This window comes from Rhizobium johnstonii 3841 (genome assembly GCF_000009265.1).
Lineage (GTDB): Bacteria > Pseudomonadota > Alphaproteobacteria > Rhizobiales > Rhizobiaceae > Rhizobium > Rhizobium acaciae.
Genome location: NC_008380.1, coordinates 3,769,747 through 3,786,581 on the forward strand (window position 1 = coordinate 3,769,747; position 16,835 = coordinate 3,786,581).

Consider the following 16,835-nt stretch of genomic DNA (forward strand, 5'->3'; position numbering starts at 1 on the left):
TTCAAGCGATTTTGCGCGCGCTGACCTTGCCCATCGGATGCAGCGAATGAACGCGGAAAGGACCGCCAGTGCCCTCTTCGATCATCAGGGCAACGTTGGAAACCATTACAGGTTCGCAGAGGACAGGCTCGAAGATCGTCCGCAACACCGGTTCGATGCGCGGCATGTCAATCGCGTTGACGGGGCCTGTCACAGGCATATGGAAGCGGAACTCCTCCATCACATAGGGATTGCCCCAGCGATGCAGATTGGAAAATTGCGTCGCCGACAGCCCGTCCGGATCACTGCGTTCGATCTCGGCCTCGCTGAGCGGTGCGCGAAAACGATCGAATTCCTGCACAATCGCCGAGGCGAGATACTGGATCTGCTCGCAGGGAGTGCTCGGCAGCAGGCTGTAGAAATTGCCGAGCCGGGCGACTTCGATACGCGGAATCTGAAAGGGAACGAAGGTTCCGGAAAAACGCATCAGATCGCGCAGGAGTTGCGATTCGGGCATGTCGTGGGACAGATGAAAGGGCGCCTTCAAAACACCGTGAAAGCCGTAGCGCCGTGGCACGGCGGTATGGAAGGCGATCTCGTGAATACCGAGGCCACGAACTGCCGGAGGCTCCATCATATCGCCCGAAAACACGTTTCGGCCAAGCCAATTGGCGGCCACGAGCGACAACGGGTCGCTCGCCGGAGGCGTGAAGCAAATGGCATAGCGCATGCAATTTCCTCCATCAAGGAAGTGAGCGCCGTTCAGATCCGACGCTGTCGATGCGCAAGCAGATAGGTGATTTGCATGACAGAATAACGAAGCAGAGCAGCGGCTAATTCACGTTTAACGTGAAGCCACCGCGATGTGGCTCGAAATCGCGAAGCTTTGCGGCAGCGAAAATTCGTGAGGTTCATCGCCTGCGATACATATCGCCGCCTCGGCCAGCCGGTGCGCGAGGCCGAAACTGACCTTGAAGCCGCCGGTCAGCGCGATCAGGCGCGGATGGTCAGGGTGGCAGCCCACCATCGGATCGCGGTCGATCGCCTTCGGGCGAAGCCCCGCCCAGCGCTCGACGACCGGCGCGGAACGAAGCGCCGGCACGATCGCACGCGCCGCGTCGATCAGTGCGTCGAGCTGGGCATCGGTGGAAGTAGGATCCTCGAAACGGTTCTCACTGGTGCTGCCGATCGCGGCATGTCCGCCCTCATGGGCCACGACATAAAGCCCATCGAGGAAGATGGTCGGCAAGGCAGGATCGATATCGGCCTTGAGCAGCGCCGCCTGCCCCTTCACAGCTTGGCCGAGTGGCTGTTTCAGCCCCGGCGTCAGGCCTTCGAGCAGTGGAAAGGACTGGTGGCCGGCGGCGATGATGCAGCGCCCGAAGGCAACGGTCTCGCCGCCGACCTCGGCAATGCCGCGTTCGGGATCGAGGCCGGTGACCCCGGCATGCTCCATGATCCTGACATGCCTTGCCCGCCGCAGGAAGGCTATGAGCACCGCGATCAACGCGCGGGGCGCCACGCGGGCGGCGAGCGTGTCGTGCACGAAGCCGCTCTCGCCGGCGGACGCCTCGATCCAGCCGTCGACCGGCGGCCTGTCGAGCACATGCCAGTGGAAACGGCGGTCGCTTGACCGCCAATGGTGTTCGGCGTCCTTGGAGTGACCGAGCGCTATTTTATTGAGATGCGGCTTCGGTAGCGGGATCAGCCGCCCGGACCTGTTATAGCAGGCTGAAAGTCCGGTTTCGGCTTCGAGCCCTGCGATCTCGGCTTCGAGCGAGACCAGCGCATCGAACTGGAACTGCTTCTTCTCCGACCAGCGATCCGGCATGTGCGGCATCAGCGCCCCGAGCAGGCCGCCGCTCGCACCTCCGCCTAGGCTGCCGGCGTCCGCGACAAAGGTACGGATACCACGGCGTTCGGCATGGACGGCCACCCAGAGACCCATGATGCCGCCGCCGACGATCAGCAATTCGCAGGACGATTGACCTGAGACCGGCGCAGGACTATCGGCTTTTTCCATGACAGACGTGAACCCCGATCAGATTGGCGCAGGCGCGCCGCAGCCGCTCGAATGGCGCGACGGCGATATGCCCTATTCCACCGCCTTTGGCGATCATTTTTATTGCCAGACCGACGGGCGGCTGGAATGCGGCCACGTTTTCCTCGCCGGCAACGGCCTGCCGGAACGATGGAGCGGGCGGAAGCACTTCCTGATCGGCGAACTCGGCTTCGGCACCGGCCTGAACTTCACCGAAACCTGGCGGCAATGGAAGCTCCACCGTGCAGACGGCCAGCACCTGCATTTCACCTCCTTCGAACTCCACCCGATGCGCGGCGAAGAAATCGGCCGGGCGCTGTCGCACTGGCCGGAGATCGATGCCGAACGTCAGGTGCTGACCGCGGCTTGGCCGGAAATACCGGCCGGTATCGTGCGACTCGATCTCGATGCCCAGACGACGCTCAGCGTCGTATGCGGCCATGCATTGGAGGGCGTGGCGGCAGCCACGCCCGGCTTCGACGCCTGGTATCTCGACGGCTTCGCCCCCTCGCGCAACAGCGATATGTGGTCGGAGCAACTGATGCGGCTCGTCTGCGAGAAAAGCGCAGCCGGTGGCACCTTCGCCACCTATGCGGCGGCCGGCTTCGTGCGCCGCAATCTCATCGCCGCGGGCTTCGCCGTCGAGCGCCGCAAGGGCTTTGCCGGCAAGCGCGAAATGCTCTGCGGCGTAAAAATATTAGGCGCTGAAGAGCTACCCACCAACCATCGCCGTTCATAAAAATTATCCGGAGGTCAGTAGCTGGTGCGCTCCGGCTGCTGCTCGCTCGTTCCGAGCCACTGGCGGATTTTTTCCTCGAGCAGTTCGGGACTGATCGGCTTCGACATGTAGTCGTCCATGCCGGCATCGAGGCAGAGTTCGCGGTCGCTTTCGAGCGCATGGGCGGTGACGCCGATGATCGGCACCCGGTGCCCCTGCCCCTTTTCGCGTTCGCGGATCGTCTGGGTGGCTTGATGGCCGTTCATGACGGGCATCGAGACGTCCATCATGATGATGCGCGGCGTATGCCGCTCCCAGGCGGCGACCGCCTCCTCGCCATTGTCGACGACGAGGAAGGAAAGACCTGTGCCTTGCAGGATCTGGGTGAAGACGATCTGGTTGACCTCGTTGTCCTCGGCAACGAGCACGTCGACGAATTCCGCGGCCCGTTTCTGCGGCATAGGCGCTGGCGCCGGCACAGCCGCTTCCGTCTGCAGCCGGGCAATGTCGGCCTCGGAAGCCTGCTTGACGCGGCTGGCGCGCACCACTTCGACGACGGTGTTGCGCAGCACGTTGGCGCGCGCCGGCTTCATCAGATGCGCGTGGCCGTTCAGCGCCGCGAATTCCTTTTCGGTGCCCGAAATATCCATCGACGTCAGGAAGATGATCGGCAGTTCGACGAAGCGGGGATCGGCGCGCAGCCGGCGCGCGACATCGGCGCCGTTCATATCCGGCATGTGATAGTCGAGCACGACGGCATCGACGGTGACGCCGAGATTGGCCGCCGCCTCCAGGATCGCAAGCCCGGTGCCGCCGCTCTCGGCGGCCACGCCGTCGAAGCCCCAGAGAGACAGCTGCTCGGTGAGGATTCGCCGGTTTACTTCATTGTCGTCGACGACGAGGATGCGCGCACCCTGCACGTTGATCGGCAACGGCTTCGGCTCAAGGCGGGCGGCCGCCACCGGAAACGGCAGGTTGATGGTGAAGACGGAGCCCTTGCCCCATTCGCTTTCGACGTTGAGATAACCGCCGAAAAGGTCGACGAGCCCGGCGGTGATCGCAAGACCGAGGCCGGTTCCTTCATGCCGCCGGGTCGACGAGGCGTCCACCTGCGAGAATTTATCAAAGACCGATTCGAGCTTCTCCGACGGAATGCCGATCCCGGTATCCTCGATGCGGATGCACGCCATGATCTCGCCGCCGGCCGCCGGCTGGAAGCCGACATCGACGAAGACATGGCCGCGCTCGGTGAACTTGACGGCGTTACCGACAAGATTGGTAACGATCTGGCGGAAACGCCCGGCGTCGCCGATCACGGCGGCGGGCAGGTCAGGCGCGGCCCGCACCAGGAGTTCGATGTTCTTCTCGGCGGCGTGCGAGGACAAGAGTGTCGCCACGTCCTCCACCGCTTCGGTGATATCGAAGGCGGCCTTGCGCAGTTTCATCTGCCCGGCGTCGATCTTGGAGAAGTCGAGGATATCGTTGATGATCGTCAGCAGCGCGTTACCCGACTTGACGATGATATCGACGAAGGTCTTCTGGCGGGTATCGAGATTGGTCTTGGCGAGCAGCTCCGCCATGCCGAGCACGCCGTTCATCGGTGTGCGGATCTCATGGCTCATATTGGCAAGGAATTCGGATTTGGCGCGATCGGCGGCTTCGGCGCGCGAGAGCAGTTGGCGTAGCTCCTCTTCGCGGCCCTTGAGCTCGGTGACGTCGGTGAAGAGCGCCACCCAGTGTTGCCCCTTGCTGACCGTCGCGTCCATGTTCACCCAGCGCTCGCCGCCGACATGGAAGGCCGTGGAGATCGGCAACCTGGCCGCGATATTGTCGCGCCAACCTTGCAGAATCTCGGCCGCGTCCTCGTGGAAGTCGCCGCGCGCCGCGCAGAAATCGAACATGCCGAGCCAACCCTGCCCGGTCTCGATATAGGTGGCGGGAATCTCCAGGATATGAGCCAACGCCTCATTGGACATCTTGATAATGCCGTCCTGAACGATGGCTAGGCCCTGCGGCATGGCATGCGTCGCGTCGCGCAACAACTCGCCGAGATGTTCCAGCGCGGCACGGGCCTCGTGGACTTCATTTTCCCGCTCACGCACGGCCGTAATGTCGGCATAGGTCAGCAGGATCCGGTCGTTCGAGATACGGCGGCTATCGAAGATGACGGATTTGCCGCCCGCCCAGCCGAGCTCGATCGGCTCGGGCTCCTCGGTCTCGAACAGGTGCTTGCGGAAATCGTAGATCTCCTCGGGCGTCTGCGTGCCGTCGTAGCGACCGAGCTCATAATTGCGGCGGATGACGTCGATGAAGGGCCGGCCATCGAAAGGATCGTCGAGTGGCAGCTCCCAGATGCCGTAGAACTCGTCGTTGATGTAGAGGATCCGGTGGTCGTTATCGAGGATCAGCACGCCGACCGGCAACGAGCGCAGGATATTCTCGATATCCCGGTGCAGCACCTCTTTGTGTTTCTGCGCCTCGATCAGCGCCTTCTCTCGTTCCTTGAGTGGCGAGATGTCCGAAAAGGAGCCGACGACATAGGGCCGACCATCCGCTGTCACGACGCGATTGACGCGCGAGAGGACGGAATAGATATGACCGTCCTTGCTCGGCAACAGGCTTTCGATCTCCTTCGACTTGCCACCTTGCAACGCCAGCAGGTTTTCCTGGTAGATCGCCTCGCCCCCGTCAGGACCGAACATTTCGTGTTCGGTCATCCCAAGGACCCGAGAACGGCTATGACCGCTGAAGGTCTCGTAATATTGATTGGCGTAGACGAGGCGATGCTTCTCGTCGCGAACGAAGGCTGCAACCGGGAGGTCCTCCAGGATGGTCCGCAGCAGATCGAGCTCATTGACGCTCTCGTGCCAGGCCGTGTCGCCGACAGCCGCAGGCTTTGCGCCGTTGCGATAGGCGGCGTTGACGACCAGCGGCCGGCCATCTTCGGCAAAGATGCCGATCGGCTGGTCGAGCTGTTCCAGCGCCTCGCGCACGCGGGCGAAATCGGCGGCGGCGCTATCGTCCGCGGCCCGGCGCGGCGCCGCTCGCACTTCGAAAATGCCGAGCACGTAAGCCCGGTCCGGCGACGGCGAGAAGCTTTCGATCTGGATGCGCTCATGGTCGACCCCCGCCGCATCGAAGCAGATGGCGTTTTCCTCGGTGCCGAACACCAGTGCGCGGCGTTCCTTGTCCTCGCGCTCCTCTTCCTCGGGACGGTCGAGAAGCTCGCGGCTGCGCCTGCCGATGAAATCGGAAATCTCGCGGCCTAGAAAGCGGGCATAGGCCTCGTTGACGGCGATATAACGCAGCTCGCTGTTCTTGACATAGGCCGGGGTATCCAGATCAGCGATCCGGCGGCAAGCCAACTCCAGAAGTTCCCCGGCTGATTTCAAAAAATATCGCTCCCGCAATAAATGAAATATCGACTACAAAAACTATAACGCCAAGGCTTTTAACAAGGTTTTAACCATAAATTTCGACAGCGGAATTTTACGAGCCGGCTCACCAAGCTGAAGACATTTCGGGATTACCAGCCCCGGCTTGCACGAGACTGAAATGTCGCCGGCGATAAATCCTTTCGACGTCGGGGATCCGTTGAAATCATGACGAAAATTTAATGCCGAAACCGCTTGCGCGGCCATTGCGCCGCCGCGATCCGGGCCGAGTCTGCGGCATGGCTTTATGGAAGCCATGCCCATGAAAGGAAATTACCATGTCCGTTCTTCATAAGACCATGGCGACGGGCCTGATTGCGCTGACCTTTGCCGGCGCCTCGCTCGCCACCGCCACCACCGCCGATGCCCGTCCACGCGATGCCTTCTGGGGCGGCCTTGCCGCCGGCGTCGTCGGCGGCGCCCTGCTGTCGGAGGCAGCCCGTCCCGCCTACCCGGCCTATCCCGCCTATCCCGCTTACCGCCCCTACCCCCTTTACCGAACCTATTACCGGCCGGACTATTGCCACTTCGAATGGTTGCACGACGATTGGGGCAATCCCTATCGCGTCAAAGTCTGCCAGCGATAACAGAAACCGCATCCGGTGCCGCCTGCCCCCCGGCGGCGCCGACCCAGTGCCATCAACGACGACCAAATGAAACTGGCGGATTTTCATCCGCCAGTTCAAAGCCGATCAGACCGTATTTTCAACCGTTACGGAGAAAGTTCCTCCAGCACGCGGTCCTTGGTTTCTATCGCAAACAACATCGTGATAATTGCACCGACGATCAGAATGGCTGCGAAGCTCGCAAAGACATACTGGATGCCCATGGAAGACATCACCGTACCGACGAGGATCGGGCCGGCCGATGATCCCAGGCGAAGCCAGGCACTGCCGGTTCCTGTTCCCAATGCCCTGAGGCGCGTCGGGTAGATCTCTGCCGAGTACAGGTAAAGGGAGAATGTGACGGTCTGGACGATCGCATAAGCGAGGCCGGCTAGAACCAAAACCTGGATGGGAGAGGTTGCGCCGAGCCATGCGAGAGCCAGCAGCGGCACGGGAGCGAGAAGCAGCGCCCCCGTGTACCAGCGCTTGCGTCCCACCTTGTCGATGAGCAGCGCGCAGATCACAGCGGCGATTACGCCTCCGACCGATGTCAGGAAACCATAAAAGATGCTGGTTTGAAGCGGCAGGTTGAAGACCTGTCGATACAGGGTCGGCAGCCAAGTGATCGTACCGTTGGCGACCGTATAGGCGGTGAACCACATGGCCCAGATGGAAAGCGTCCGCTTCAAGTAGACGCCCTGGAAAAGCTCGCGCCAGTCCGACTTGCGGTGGACCGGCGCTTGGATGAGCTTCGGTTCGGGCAATTCCTTGCCAGCTGCACGAGCACTTTCTTCCATGCGGGTGACGATAGCGTTTGCTTCGCCATAGCGGCCGTTGGCAGCTAGCCAACGCGGTGATTCCTTCAGGAACCAGCGCAGAGGAACCATGATGATTGCGGGAACGAGACCGACGACGAACATCGCCTTCCAGCCGTAAACCGGTACCATGAAGTAGCCGATCAGCCCGGCGCCGACGAGGCCCAGCAGGAACATGACCTCATAGAGGAGGAAGAACTTGCCGCGCCCCTTCGATCCGATCAACTCGTTGATGTAGGCGCTGGCGACCGGGACCTCGCCGCCGGTGCCGATCCCCTGGACGAAACGGAAGGCCATCATCATGCCGGCCCCGGCAGCAAACAGGCATGCGACATCCATGCTGACGAACAGCAGGATGGTGAACAGAAGAACTTTCAGCCGACCGACCTTCTCGGCGAGCCAGCCAAACAGGATCGCACCGATCAACTGTCCCAAATAACCCATCGACAGGATCATGCCGGTCTGTGAGGGCGTCAGGCCCCACTCGCGTACGAGGACGGGCATGGCATAAGCGATGGCGATGACCGTGTAGCCGTCGAAGAACGTTGCGGCGCCGACGATATTGCGCGCCCAGAATACCTCGCGGGTGATGGGAAGACGCTCCAGACGAGCACTGATTTCGGCCTGAGGATCAGCGGCATTCGCCGTCTCAGCCGGTATAGGCTGCATGACATTCATTGGTTCCTCCTTCTCGCCCCGTGGCCTACCACTCTCCCGGCCAGGGACGCTCCTGCTTGATGGTTGCTACTGCGCGTCAGTTCGTCCTGTCAGGGCAATGGCCTTCAAAGACGCTCAAGTCTGCCTCGGCGGGTTTCCTCCTCCCATCGGAATGCGCCCCTGCGACATGCGCAGGGGCGCAAAAAGGTCACTCGGCAGCCAGGAGCTGGTCAACGCGGCCAATACCGGCGGCGTCGAAGGCAGCAAAGATCTCTGCTTCGGCCTTTTCGCCAAGGTTCTTCAGCGGCTCGCGGATCGTGGCGTGATCAAGGATACCACGGCGGACAAGGCCAAGTTTCAGGGCCACGGTGCCTTCCATGTGAGAGCCGCGGTGATAGACGGCACGCGTCACCGGAAGAAGGCGTTCGAAGATCTTGCGCGCTTCCGGATAGTCCTGCGCCTTGCCGGCTTTGATCAGGTCGATCAGCAGCTCCGGCGCGATATTGCCATAACCGACGAGCAAACCGTCGACATCGAACATAGTTGGCAGCAGCCATTCATCGTGGCAGCTCAGCACCTGCAGCTTTGGATTGGCTTTCTTCAGCTCCGGAATTTCGACATACCAGCGCTTCATATTGCGCACGCCGTTCTTGGTAGCGACGACGCCTTCCTGTGTGGCAATCGCAAGCTGTGTATCCAGATCGTATGATGCCTTGGTGGCGTCAGGATACTGGAACAGGATGCACTGGAGGCCAGACTCCTGCCAGATTGCCTTGTAGCGATCCTGAGGCGCTCCCTTCTGAAAGCCGAAACGCAGCCAGCCGTGGTTCGGATAGACGAGCGCACCGGTGGCCCCAGCGGCCTTGCATTTCTTGGCCTCTTCAGCGGCGACCCTCGTGCCTTCACCGGTAATCCCGGCAATGATCGGAACGGCACCGTCGACCGCTTCAACATAAGTGCGGATGAGAGCAAGGCGCTCCTCTTCCGTGAGGAAAGTACCCTCGCCGGCATGGCCGAGGATGACGAGGCTTTTGACGCCTTCCATCGAGACCAGCCATTTGGCGAGTTTGGCGTTGGCTTTGTGATCAACTTCACCGTCGCGGGTGAAAGCGGTAACGGGGGCCGGGCTCAGCCCGCGCATATCCATCGGTTGCATATTGGTCTCCTCCTTCGTGCAATCGCGGTTCACTCGCAATCGATATAGGATCGTTTACGGGAACGTTCCCACTATCGTTCTCGAATTCTCTGGAGTCAATATCTTTTTTGAGGCATGCTGGAGAGCGGCGGCTCAATGCCGACTCGAATGGAAAAGGCTCAATGAATTCAAAGACGGATGAAGTTCCGGGGCAGACCCGCGTCACCATTCACGGCGTCGCTGCCGCAGCCGGTGTCTCCAAGTCCACCGTGTCCCGCATTCTCGACGAAAGGCTTCCGCGATCCGACAGCGAGACCGCGCGTCGCGTGCGCAAGGTTGCCGAAGAGCTGGGATACGTTCGGGACGTTTCCGCAGCGAGCCTTAGGCGCGGCAACACAATGACAATCGGGGTGATCGTGCCCAGGCTGACGGATACGGTCATGGCCATGCTTTACGAAGCACTGGCCAAGGCCTGCAGCCGTAGTGGCCGCTTCGCGATTGTCGCAACGACCGACGACAAGCCAAAGGCAGACCGGCTTGCGGCCGAGTCTCTGCTTAAGCGCGGTGTCGATGGACTGATTCTTTCGACGGCGCGGGAAGACGATGACTTTCCGGACGAGCTGGCAAAACGCGGTATTCCTTATGTCCTGGCACTCCGGACGGATGGCCACAGCCTCTCGTCGGTCGGCGATGACAGGCTCGGTGGTTACCTCGCGGCCCGCCACCTCCTCGATCTCGGCCATCGCAAAATTGGTGTCATTGCCGGTCCATCCTATGCCTCCAGTTCGCGAGGCCGCGTGGAGGGTTTCCGCCACGCCCTGGAAGAGGCTGGATTGAATGCAGATCCCTCATACCTCATTCCCTCGACATTCGGCATCGAGTCCGGTGCGGTAGCCGTCGAAACACTAATGCACCTTAGTCCGCGCCCAACCGCTGTTTTCGCGGTCAACGACAATACCGCCATCGGCGCCTTGTCGGGACTGACGAAACTTGGCCTTTCCGTGCCGCAGGACATCTCGATCGTAGGCTATAACGACATTCCGATTGTCAGCCACCTCCCCACGCCGCTGACGACGTTGCGGGTGCCGTTTGAGCAAATTGCATCAAACGCCCTTGATCTTCTTGCCGGTGACAACAGTCCTGCCGACGAGCGTATTCGGATCTCGGCCCCAACCCTCATTCCAAGGAAATCGACGGCACCGATACGCTAAAGCTCGCGCCACACGCACCCTCACTATTTGCACGCGATTGCTCGAGTGGATGCGATCACTCTATTCTCCGATAGCAAATCGCCAGATGTTTCGCAGACCATGCTGCCCTTATGCGGCCGGCATGCGGCGGTGGCATAAGAGGAAGGACCAGCATGCCTGAACCGCTCAAAAACTTGCTGCATGAAACATTGGTCGGCGATATGGGCGATCGCATTGCCGGCAACGCGCCGACTTTCGATAAAAATCGCTTCGTGACGCTGGCGACCGAGGGCCTCACCGCGCTGGAACTGATGGAGCGCTCGACCCTGATCCGCGACGCGTTGTTTGCAACACTCCCCGGCGATTTCCGAGAGGCCGCGGCCATTCTGACGGCAAGCCTGCCCACTGTCGGCAGGCCGGGGCTCTCCGGCTGGATGCTGCTGCCGGTCAATCAGTTCATCGCCGCACGCGGCCTTGATCATTTCGATGTCGGCCTCGGTCTCCTGAAGGCGCTGACGCCGCATTTCACCGCCGAATTCGGCATCCGCCCCTTTATCCACCGCGACCAGCAGCGCGCGCTGGCCATCATTTCCGGCTGGCTCGACGATCCCGACCAGCATGTGCGCCGGCTGGCGAGCGAGGGAACGCGGCCGCGCCTACCCTGGGCGATGCGCCTGCCGCAGCTCGTCAAGGATCCGGCACCGATCCTGCCCATCCTAACCGCGCTGATGGATGATCCGGCGGATTATGTGCGCCGCTCCGTGGCCAACAGCCTGAACGACGTCGCCAAGGACCACCCGGATCTGGTCGCCGCCTTCATCGCCGGTCATATCGACGGCGCTTCATCCGAACGCCGCTGGCTGCTGAAACATGCCTCGCGTACGCTTCTGAAGAAAGGCCACGCGCAGGCGCTCGCCAATTTCGGCTTCGCCGCCACCGCTTCGCTCGAATGCGAACTGCGGCTCAGAAATGCTGAGGTGATGTTCGGCGAAGGGCTGGATTTCGAAATCCGGGTGACAAACGCCGGCGAGCGAGCGCAGTCACTGATGATCGACTACGCCGTTCACCATGTGAAGAGCGACGGTTCGCTCTCACCCAAGGTCTTCAAGTGCAAGGCGATAATGCTCGCTCCGGGGCAAAGCCATACAATTGAGCGTCGCCACGCCATGCGGCCGATCACCACGCGGCGCTATTATCCAGGCGAACATCGTATCGCCATCCTCGTCAACGGCGCGGAGACCGCATCGCAAAGCTTCGTCCTCGTCATGCCCTCACCTGACCAAGGCTGAGGCTTTCTTGTGCACCGCACTTGACTTTCCACGCGAACTAGCCCAAATGCGGGTCAGCTTTCACCCTTCCGGCCGCCGCGTGAGCGTGCCCCTGCTGAAAAATGCAGATGCAGGAAGAAGGGACAAAAGCGCATTTCGATAGAGCGCCGCACTCCCATGAGCGGCCAGAAGCGCTGGAAAGCTTTTTCCAACTCACAAGTTCCCACTTCACGCGGGGTTCTTGACGCCAGAATGAAACCGGATCGCATGGTGCGTTCCGGCGATAGTCGTTGTGGCGCCCCGAAAGGTTTTGCCTTGACTAATTTTGAATCGCTTGGTGTCTCCAAGCCGATCGTCGCTACTTTGTTCCAGCTCGGCATCGAAACGCCGACGCCGATCCAGGAACATTCAATTCCTCTCCTCCTCGAAGGCCGCGACCTGATCGGCCTTGCCCAGACCGGCACCGGCAAGACGGCCGCTTTCGGCCTGCCGCTGATCGAAAAGCTGCTCGCCGACGAACGGCGTCCCGACAACCGCACGACGCGGACGCTGATCCTTGCGCCGACCCGCGAACTGGTGAACCAGATCGCCGAGAGCCTGAAGAAGTTCATCCGCAAGTCGTCGCTGCGCATCAATGTCGTCGTCGGCGGGGTCTCGATCAACAAGCAGCAGCTTCAGCTTGAAAAGGGCACCGACATTCTCGTCGCCACGCCGGGCCGCCTGCTCGACCTTATCAATCGCCGCGCGATCACGCTGACTGCGGTTCGCTATCTCGTGCTCGACGAAGCCGACCAGATGCTCGACCTCGGCTTCGTCCACGATCTGCGCAAGATCGCCAAGATGGTGCCGAAAAAGCGTCAGACCATGCTGTTCTCGGCCACCATGCCGAAGGCAATCGCCGATCTTGCCGGCGAATATCTCGTCGATCCCGTCAAGGTCGAAGTCACGCCCCCCGGCAAGGCTGCCGATAAGGTCGAACAGTACGTCCATTTTGTCGGCGGCAAGAACGACAAGACGGAACTGCTCCGCAAGTCGCTGACCGAAAATCCTGATGGCCGCGCGATGGTCTTCCTGCGCACCAAGCACGGTGCGGAGAAGCTGATGAAGCATCTCGAGAATATCGGCTATTCCGTCGCCTCGATCCACGGCAACAAGAGCCAGGGCCAGCGCGAACGGGCGCTGAAGGCCTTCCGCGACGGCAGCATCAAGACGCTGATTGCCACAGACGTCGCCGCCCGCGGCATCGACATCCCCGCTGTCAGCCACGTCTACAACTACGACCTGCCTGAGGTGCCTGACGCCTATGTCCACCGCATCGGCCGCACGGCGCGCGCCGGCCGCGACGGTATCGCCATCGCTTTCTGCGCTCCTGACGAAGCCAAGCTACTGCGTGATATCGAGCGCCTGATGGGCATCGACATCACTGTCGCAAGCGGCGAAGCGCCGGCAAATATCGGCGGCGGACCCCGCCGTGCCAACGGCAATGGTAACAACCGTAATCGCAATGGCGGCCAGGGTCGCGAAGGCCAGGGTCGTGGCGAAGGCCGTGGCGACCAGAACCGTTCGGAGCATCGCGGCAGCCGTCAGGAACGCCGCCCGCGCCGCGAAGGTGAAGGCAGCGAAGTCCGCGCCGGCGGCGAGGAGCGTCGTCCGCGTCCGGAGCGCCCGACCAGCCGCAACGAGGACTTCCGCGGTCAGCGCCGCGGTGAAGCGACCCCGGATCTCGGCCCTGACAACGATCTGGCCTCGACCTCCGACTTCCGTGCCTCTGCAAAGCCACAGCGTCCGGCTCATCACGGCGCCCATGCCAATGGTGAGCCGAGCGGTCATCACCGCGGCAACAGCCGCCATGCACACGGCCGCCCGGCCCGCAAGCATGGCGAGGACCGCGGCCCGCAGCAGGCCCAGGCCGGCGAACCGCGCCGCGACGGCAACGGCGGCAACCGCCGCGGTGGCTCCGGCTCCCGCAACGGCGGCGGCCAGCGGCGCGAACGCGCCTGATCGTCGAACAATTGAAAAGCAAAACGGCCGGGAGCTACCTCCCGGCACCTAATCTGACTCTGGAATACTTACTGTCGCAAAGGTCGGCCGCAGAATTCCGGCTTTGCGGCAATTTTTGCTTTCAGCGCCAGTTATCTTGCCGGTGCTGTCTAGGAAGGGACTAAAAAGGCTGTTCCAGTTGCAGATATGCAAACCCGGTCTGCGATCAGACCCGGACACGGAATAAGCTCGGAAGGGTTAAGCGCCCTGTTGGTGCAAGCCGTTTGCTCGCCTCAGTTCCACATCCACGCGTCCATGTAGACCTGAATGTAAACTGTCGTATTTCAACGAATTTCGAGCTGATCGAGCGCGATGCAGACAGTTCGAACGACAACTATCATGTGGGAAGGCCGAAAAGCGGGAAGCGCAGTTCCACGCGAGCTCCGCCTTCGCAACGGTTGCTGATAGCCACCGTTCCGCCCTGGGCTTCTACAAGGGTTCTCACTACTGCAAGGCCGAGCCCGGCCCCACCAGTTTTGCGGGCGCGTGACGGTTCTGAGCGGACAAACGGTTCCATAAGAAGATCGATTTCGCCCTCGGCAATACCGGGACCCATATCTTCGACCAAGATGATCGCCATACTGTCGCGCTTATTCAGAGTGACATATGCGATCTGACCGTACTTCACGGCGTTATCGACGAGGTTCGCAAGGATTCGCCTGACTGCGAGTCGATCGGCTATAACGAGTATCTCTCGATCATGCGGCGGGGATTTCAGAATTACATTCCAGCCCGACGCATCCAGATCGACGGTCTCCTGCTCGACTAAAGCTACGAGATCCAAAAGCTCTTCATCGAGTGCGCCAACGCCTGCCCGGGCCGTCAGCAGAGCAGTGTCCAGAAGGTCGATCATATCGGCGATATCGTGGATCGCCTTCTCCCGCTCGGTCGGGTCGGATATGTAATCGATCCGCAAGCGTAGGCGCGTTGCAAAGGAGCGGACGTCATGCTGGACGCCACTGATGAGCGCAAATCGACTGCCAATCATCGATTGAAGGCGGTTCTGCAACCGCTCGAATGCCTTCACGAGCGCGACAGTCTCCGGTGTCCGGGAAGAGATGTTGGTCAGTTGTACTAGCTCCCCGGAGGGATCCATCCTGTCAACCGCGGCTGCAAGCTTGGTCAGCGGCCGTATCTCCCGGTGGAGGAGTATAAAGGCAACCAGCGCAAAAAGCGTCCCCACCAGACCGGCGCCCAAGCCGGCCGGGAGACCGAACAGTGTCACGATGAATGGCGTCTTTGTTTGCAGACGCGCGATGACGCCATCATTCAGCCGCACCCGAAACTCGGTCGGGTTTATCGCCCCTCCAAACAGACGTGGCCGTCTGGCCCCGGAATCGGCGGCGTCAAGCCTGCGGATCGAGATCAGCCTGCCTCCCAGGGCGTTGCGATAGTGCGAAAATTCCGGCAGATGCTCCAGGTGCTCACGCGTGTTCGGTTCTACCGACACATCGCGGTTTGGCTCCATCTCTACGATCAGAACCGATGAACTGACAGCCATCACGAGTTTTTCGCGCTCTTGCGGTTCAGCGTCCGACAAGACATCCGCTATCATAAGTATCTGGGTAGCGGACGGATAGGTGGAAATGCGGCTGAGACCGTTCGACCAATAGTAAAGGGCGACGAGCGCAATCCAGGCGCTCAAAAGGAATGTCACGCCGATGCCGAGAATCCGCGTGGATAGCCCGAGCCGAAACATCACGATACCTGACGCACGGGCACCGTCAGCAGGTAGCCGCCGTTGCGCACTGTGCTGATAAGCGTGTTGCCGGGGCTCAGGCTCTCCAGCTTCTTGCGTAACCGCGACACCAGAATATCGACTGTCCTGTCGAGTGGATCGGCGGTGCGGCCATGTGTCCAGTCGAGAATCTGATCGCGAGATAGGACGCGGCGTGGGCGCAGCACAAAACAGGTCAGAAGGTCGAACTCGGCACTGGTCAGCGTCGCCGGCGCGCCATCCTCATCTGTCAGCTGACGGGCATCGAGATCGATGACGAAGCGATCGAAGCTGTATCGTCGGCTCGCGGCCTGGAACGGCTGCGACTGCGTACGGCGAAGAAGGGCGCGCACACGCGCAAGGAGTTCGCGGGGTCCGAAAGGTTTTGAAACATAGTCGTCGGCGCCGACCTCCAGCCCCACAACCCTATCCATCTCGTCGTTCTTGGCCGTCAACATCAGAATGGGGAAAGCGCCTTCCGACCGCATGCGTCGGCAAATCGAAAGCCCGTCCTCTCCCGGCAGCATCAGGTCGAGAATGATCAGATCCGGTCGGACCTTGCGCAGGACGTCGTCCAACTCCATCCCATTTTCGGCCGTCCGGACGTCGAAGCCTTCGCGCGACAGCAGGGCTGCAACGAGTCTTCCGATCTCGGGGTCATCATCCACGACGAGGATAGTACGTGCCATTTCTTCCATGGCCGGAAATTGGACCGAAAACCGAGTGCGATCAAGAATGCCGAAGCCATTGCTACAATTCTCTACATGCAGGCAACAAAACCGAACATCTCGACACAGGCTGTTTATTGGCATGATACCGAAGGCGTCGAATCTTGTCTGTATGTCGAAAGCGCCCAGCTTTCGGCACTCCTGCAAAGTCTTATGACAGAGAGGATAAGATCTTGATGAAGTACATCACGGCCGCTGTTCTGGCCGGCACATTTGCACTGACTGTCGCTGCAGACGCCAACGCACGGAGCCGCGACCGTTCCGTGAGTGGCACGAATGGAACAGCCTCGATGCACGCAAGTGGCGGCTGTTCGGGCGGCTCCTGCTCGCGCAATGTGACCCGCACCGGTCCCTATGGCAAGACCTATTCCCGATCGAGAACGGCAACCTGCGATCAGACATCTGGCTCCTGCAGCGGTTCGGCGACAACGACAGGCCCAAACGGCAGCACCGTCACCCGTCAGGGGAGCGTCAACTGGTAGTCGACCATAGCCAGTCCGCACCTTGA

General features: G+C 61.0%; 14 protein-coding genes. 6 read left to right on the forward strand and 8 right to left on the reverse strand.

Going from position 1 to position 16,835, the window contains the following annotated elements; all coding sequences use genetic code 11:
* Position 1: 1 nt before the first annotated feature.
* Complete coding sequence (locus RL_RS18485; RefSeq protein WP_011653058.1) at positions 2-709, reverse strand: DUF1045 domain-containing protein; 708 nt, start codon at positions 707-709, stop codon at positions 2-4.
* A 114-nt stretch (positions 710-823) separates the two neighbouring features.
* Positions 824-2,002 (reverse strand): NAD(P)/FAD-dependent oxidoreductase, encoded by a 1,179-nt coding sequence (locus tag RL_RS18490; protein WP_011653059.1) that lies wholly within the window; start codon positions 2,000-2,002, stop codon positions 824-826.
* Between RL_RS18490 and mnmD the strand changes: the two genes are divergently transcribed.
* Entirely contained in the window at positions 2,001-2,759 is a 759-nt protein-coding gene (mnmD, locus tag RL_RS18495) for a tRNA (5-methylaminomethyl-2-thiouridine)(34)-methyltransferase MnmD (RefSeq protein ID WP_011653060.1), read from the forward strand. The two genes, RL_RS18490 and mnmD, sit on opposite strands and share 2 nt — an antisense overlap.
* A 14-nt stretch (positions 2,760-2,773) precedes the next feature.
* Here mnmD and RL_RS18500 read toward each other — a convergent pair whose 3' ends face one another.
* Positions 2,774-6,130, reverse strand: a complete 3,357-nt coding sequence (locus RL_RS18500) for a PAS domain-containing hybrid sensor histidine kinase/response regulator (RefSeq protein ID WP_011653061.1) — start codon at positions 6,128-6,130, stop codon at positions 2,774-2,776.
* 42 nt (positions 6,131-6,172) lie between these two features.
* On the reverse strand, positions 6,173-6,436 hold the full coding sequence (locus RL_RS39725; RefSeq protein ID WP_129557800.1) for a hypothetical protein: 264 nt from the start codon (positions 6,434-6,436) through the stop codon (positions 6,173-6,175).
* 14 nt (positions 6,437-6,450) lie between these two features.
* On the opposite strand from RL_RS39725, the gene RL_RS18505 reads away from it, so the two are divergent.
* Complete coding sequence (locus RL_RS18505; protein ID WP_011653062.1) at positions 6,451-6,759, forward strand: hypothetical protein; 309 nt, start codon at positions 6,451-6,453, stop codon at positions 6,757-6,759.
* A gap of 125 nt (positions 6,760-6,884) precedes the next feature.
* On the opposite strand, the gene RL_RS18510 is transcribed toward RL_RS18505, so the two are convergent.
* Positions 6,885-8,270, reverse strand: a complete 1,386-nt coding sequence (locus tag RL_RS18510) for an MFS transporter (protein ID WP_011653063.1) — start codon at positions 8,268-8,270, stop codon at positions 6,885-6,887.
* Positions 8,271-8,457: 187 nt separating this feature from the next.
* Positions 8,458-9,405 carry a dihydrodipicolinate synthase family protein gene (locus tag RL_RS18515; RefSeq protein ID WP_011653064.1) on the reverse strand — a complete coding sequence of 316 codons (948 nt, stop codon included), beginning with the start codon at positions 9,403-9,405 and terminating at the stop codon, positions 8,458-8,460.
* A gap of 161 nt (positions 9,406-9,566) precedes the next feature.
* Here RL_RS18515 and RL_RS18520 point away from each other — a divergent pair, with 161 nt between their 5' ends.
* The 3 genes from RL_RS18520 (at position 9,567) to RL_RS18530 (ending at position 13,843) form a co-directional block, all read left to right on the forward strand.
* Positions 9,567-10,595 carry a LacI family DNA-binding transcriptional regulator gene (locus RL_RS18520; RefSeq protein WP_011653065.1) on the forward strand — a complete coding sequence of 343 codons (1,029 nt, stop codon included), beginning with the start codon at positions 9,567-9,569 and terminating at the stop codon, positions 10,593-10,595.
* A 152-nt stretch (positions 10,596-10,747) separates the two neighbouring features.
* Positions 10,748-11,863, forward strand: coding sequence for a DNA alkylation repair protein (locus RL_RS18525; protein WP_011653066.1), 1,116 nt, complete (start codon positions 10,748-10,750; stop codon positions 11,861-11,863).
* 246 nt (positions 11,864-12,109) lie between these two features.
* On the forward strand, positions 12,110-13,843 hold the full coding sequence (locus RL_RS18530) for a DEAD/DEAH box helicase (RefSeq protein WP_028740794.1): 1,734 nt from the start codon (positions 12,110-12,112) through the stop codon (positions 13,841-13,843).
* A 376-nt stretch (positions 13,844-14,219) separates the two neighbouring features.
* Here the strand turns inward: RL_RS18530 and RL_RS18535 are convergent, their stop codons facing one another.
* Together RL_RS18535 and RL_RS18540 are read right to left on the reverse strand one after the other, a co-directional pair.
* Positions 14,220-15,581, reverse strand: a complete 1,362-nt coding sequence (locus RL_RS18535; RefSeq protein ID WP_028740795.1) for a sensor histidine kinase — start codon at positions 15,579-15,581, stop codon at positions 14,220-14,222.
* The gene (locus tag RL_RS18540; RefSeq protein WP_172643634.1) at positions 15,581-16,288 is read right to left on the reverse strand and encodes a response regulator; all 708 of its coding nucleotides are present in this window, start codon (positions 16,286-16,288) and stop codon (positions 15,581-15,583) included. Before RL_RS18540 ends, RL_RS18535 begins: the two co-directional genes overlap by 1 nt.
* Before the next feature lie 215 nt (positions 16,289-16,503).
* Between RL_RS18540 and RL_RS18545 the strand changes: the two genes are divergently transcribed.
* Complete coding sequence (locus RL_RS18545; RefSeq protein ID WP_049778391.1) at positions 16,504-16,809, forward strand: hypothetical protein; 306 nt, start codon at positions 16,504-16,506, stop codon at positions 16,807-16,809.
* Positions 16,810-16,835 lie beyond the last annotated feature (26 nt).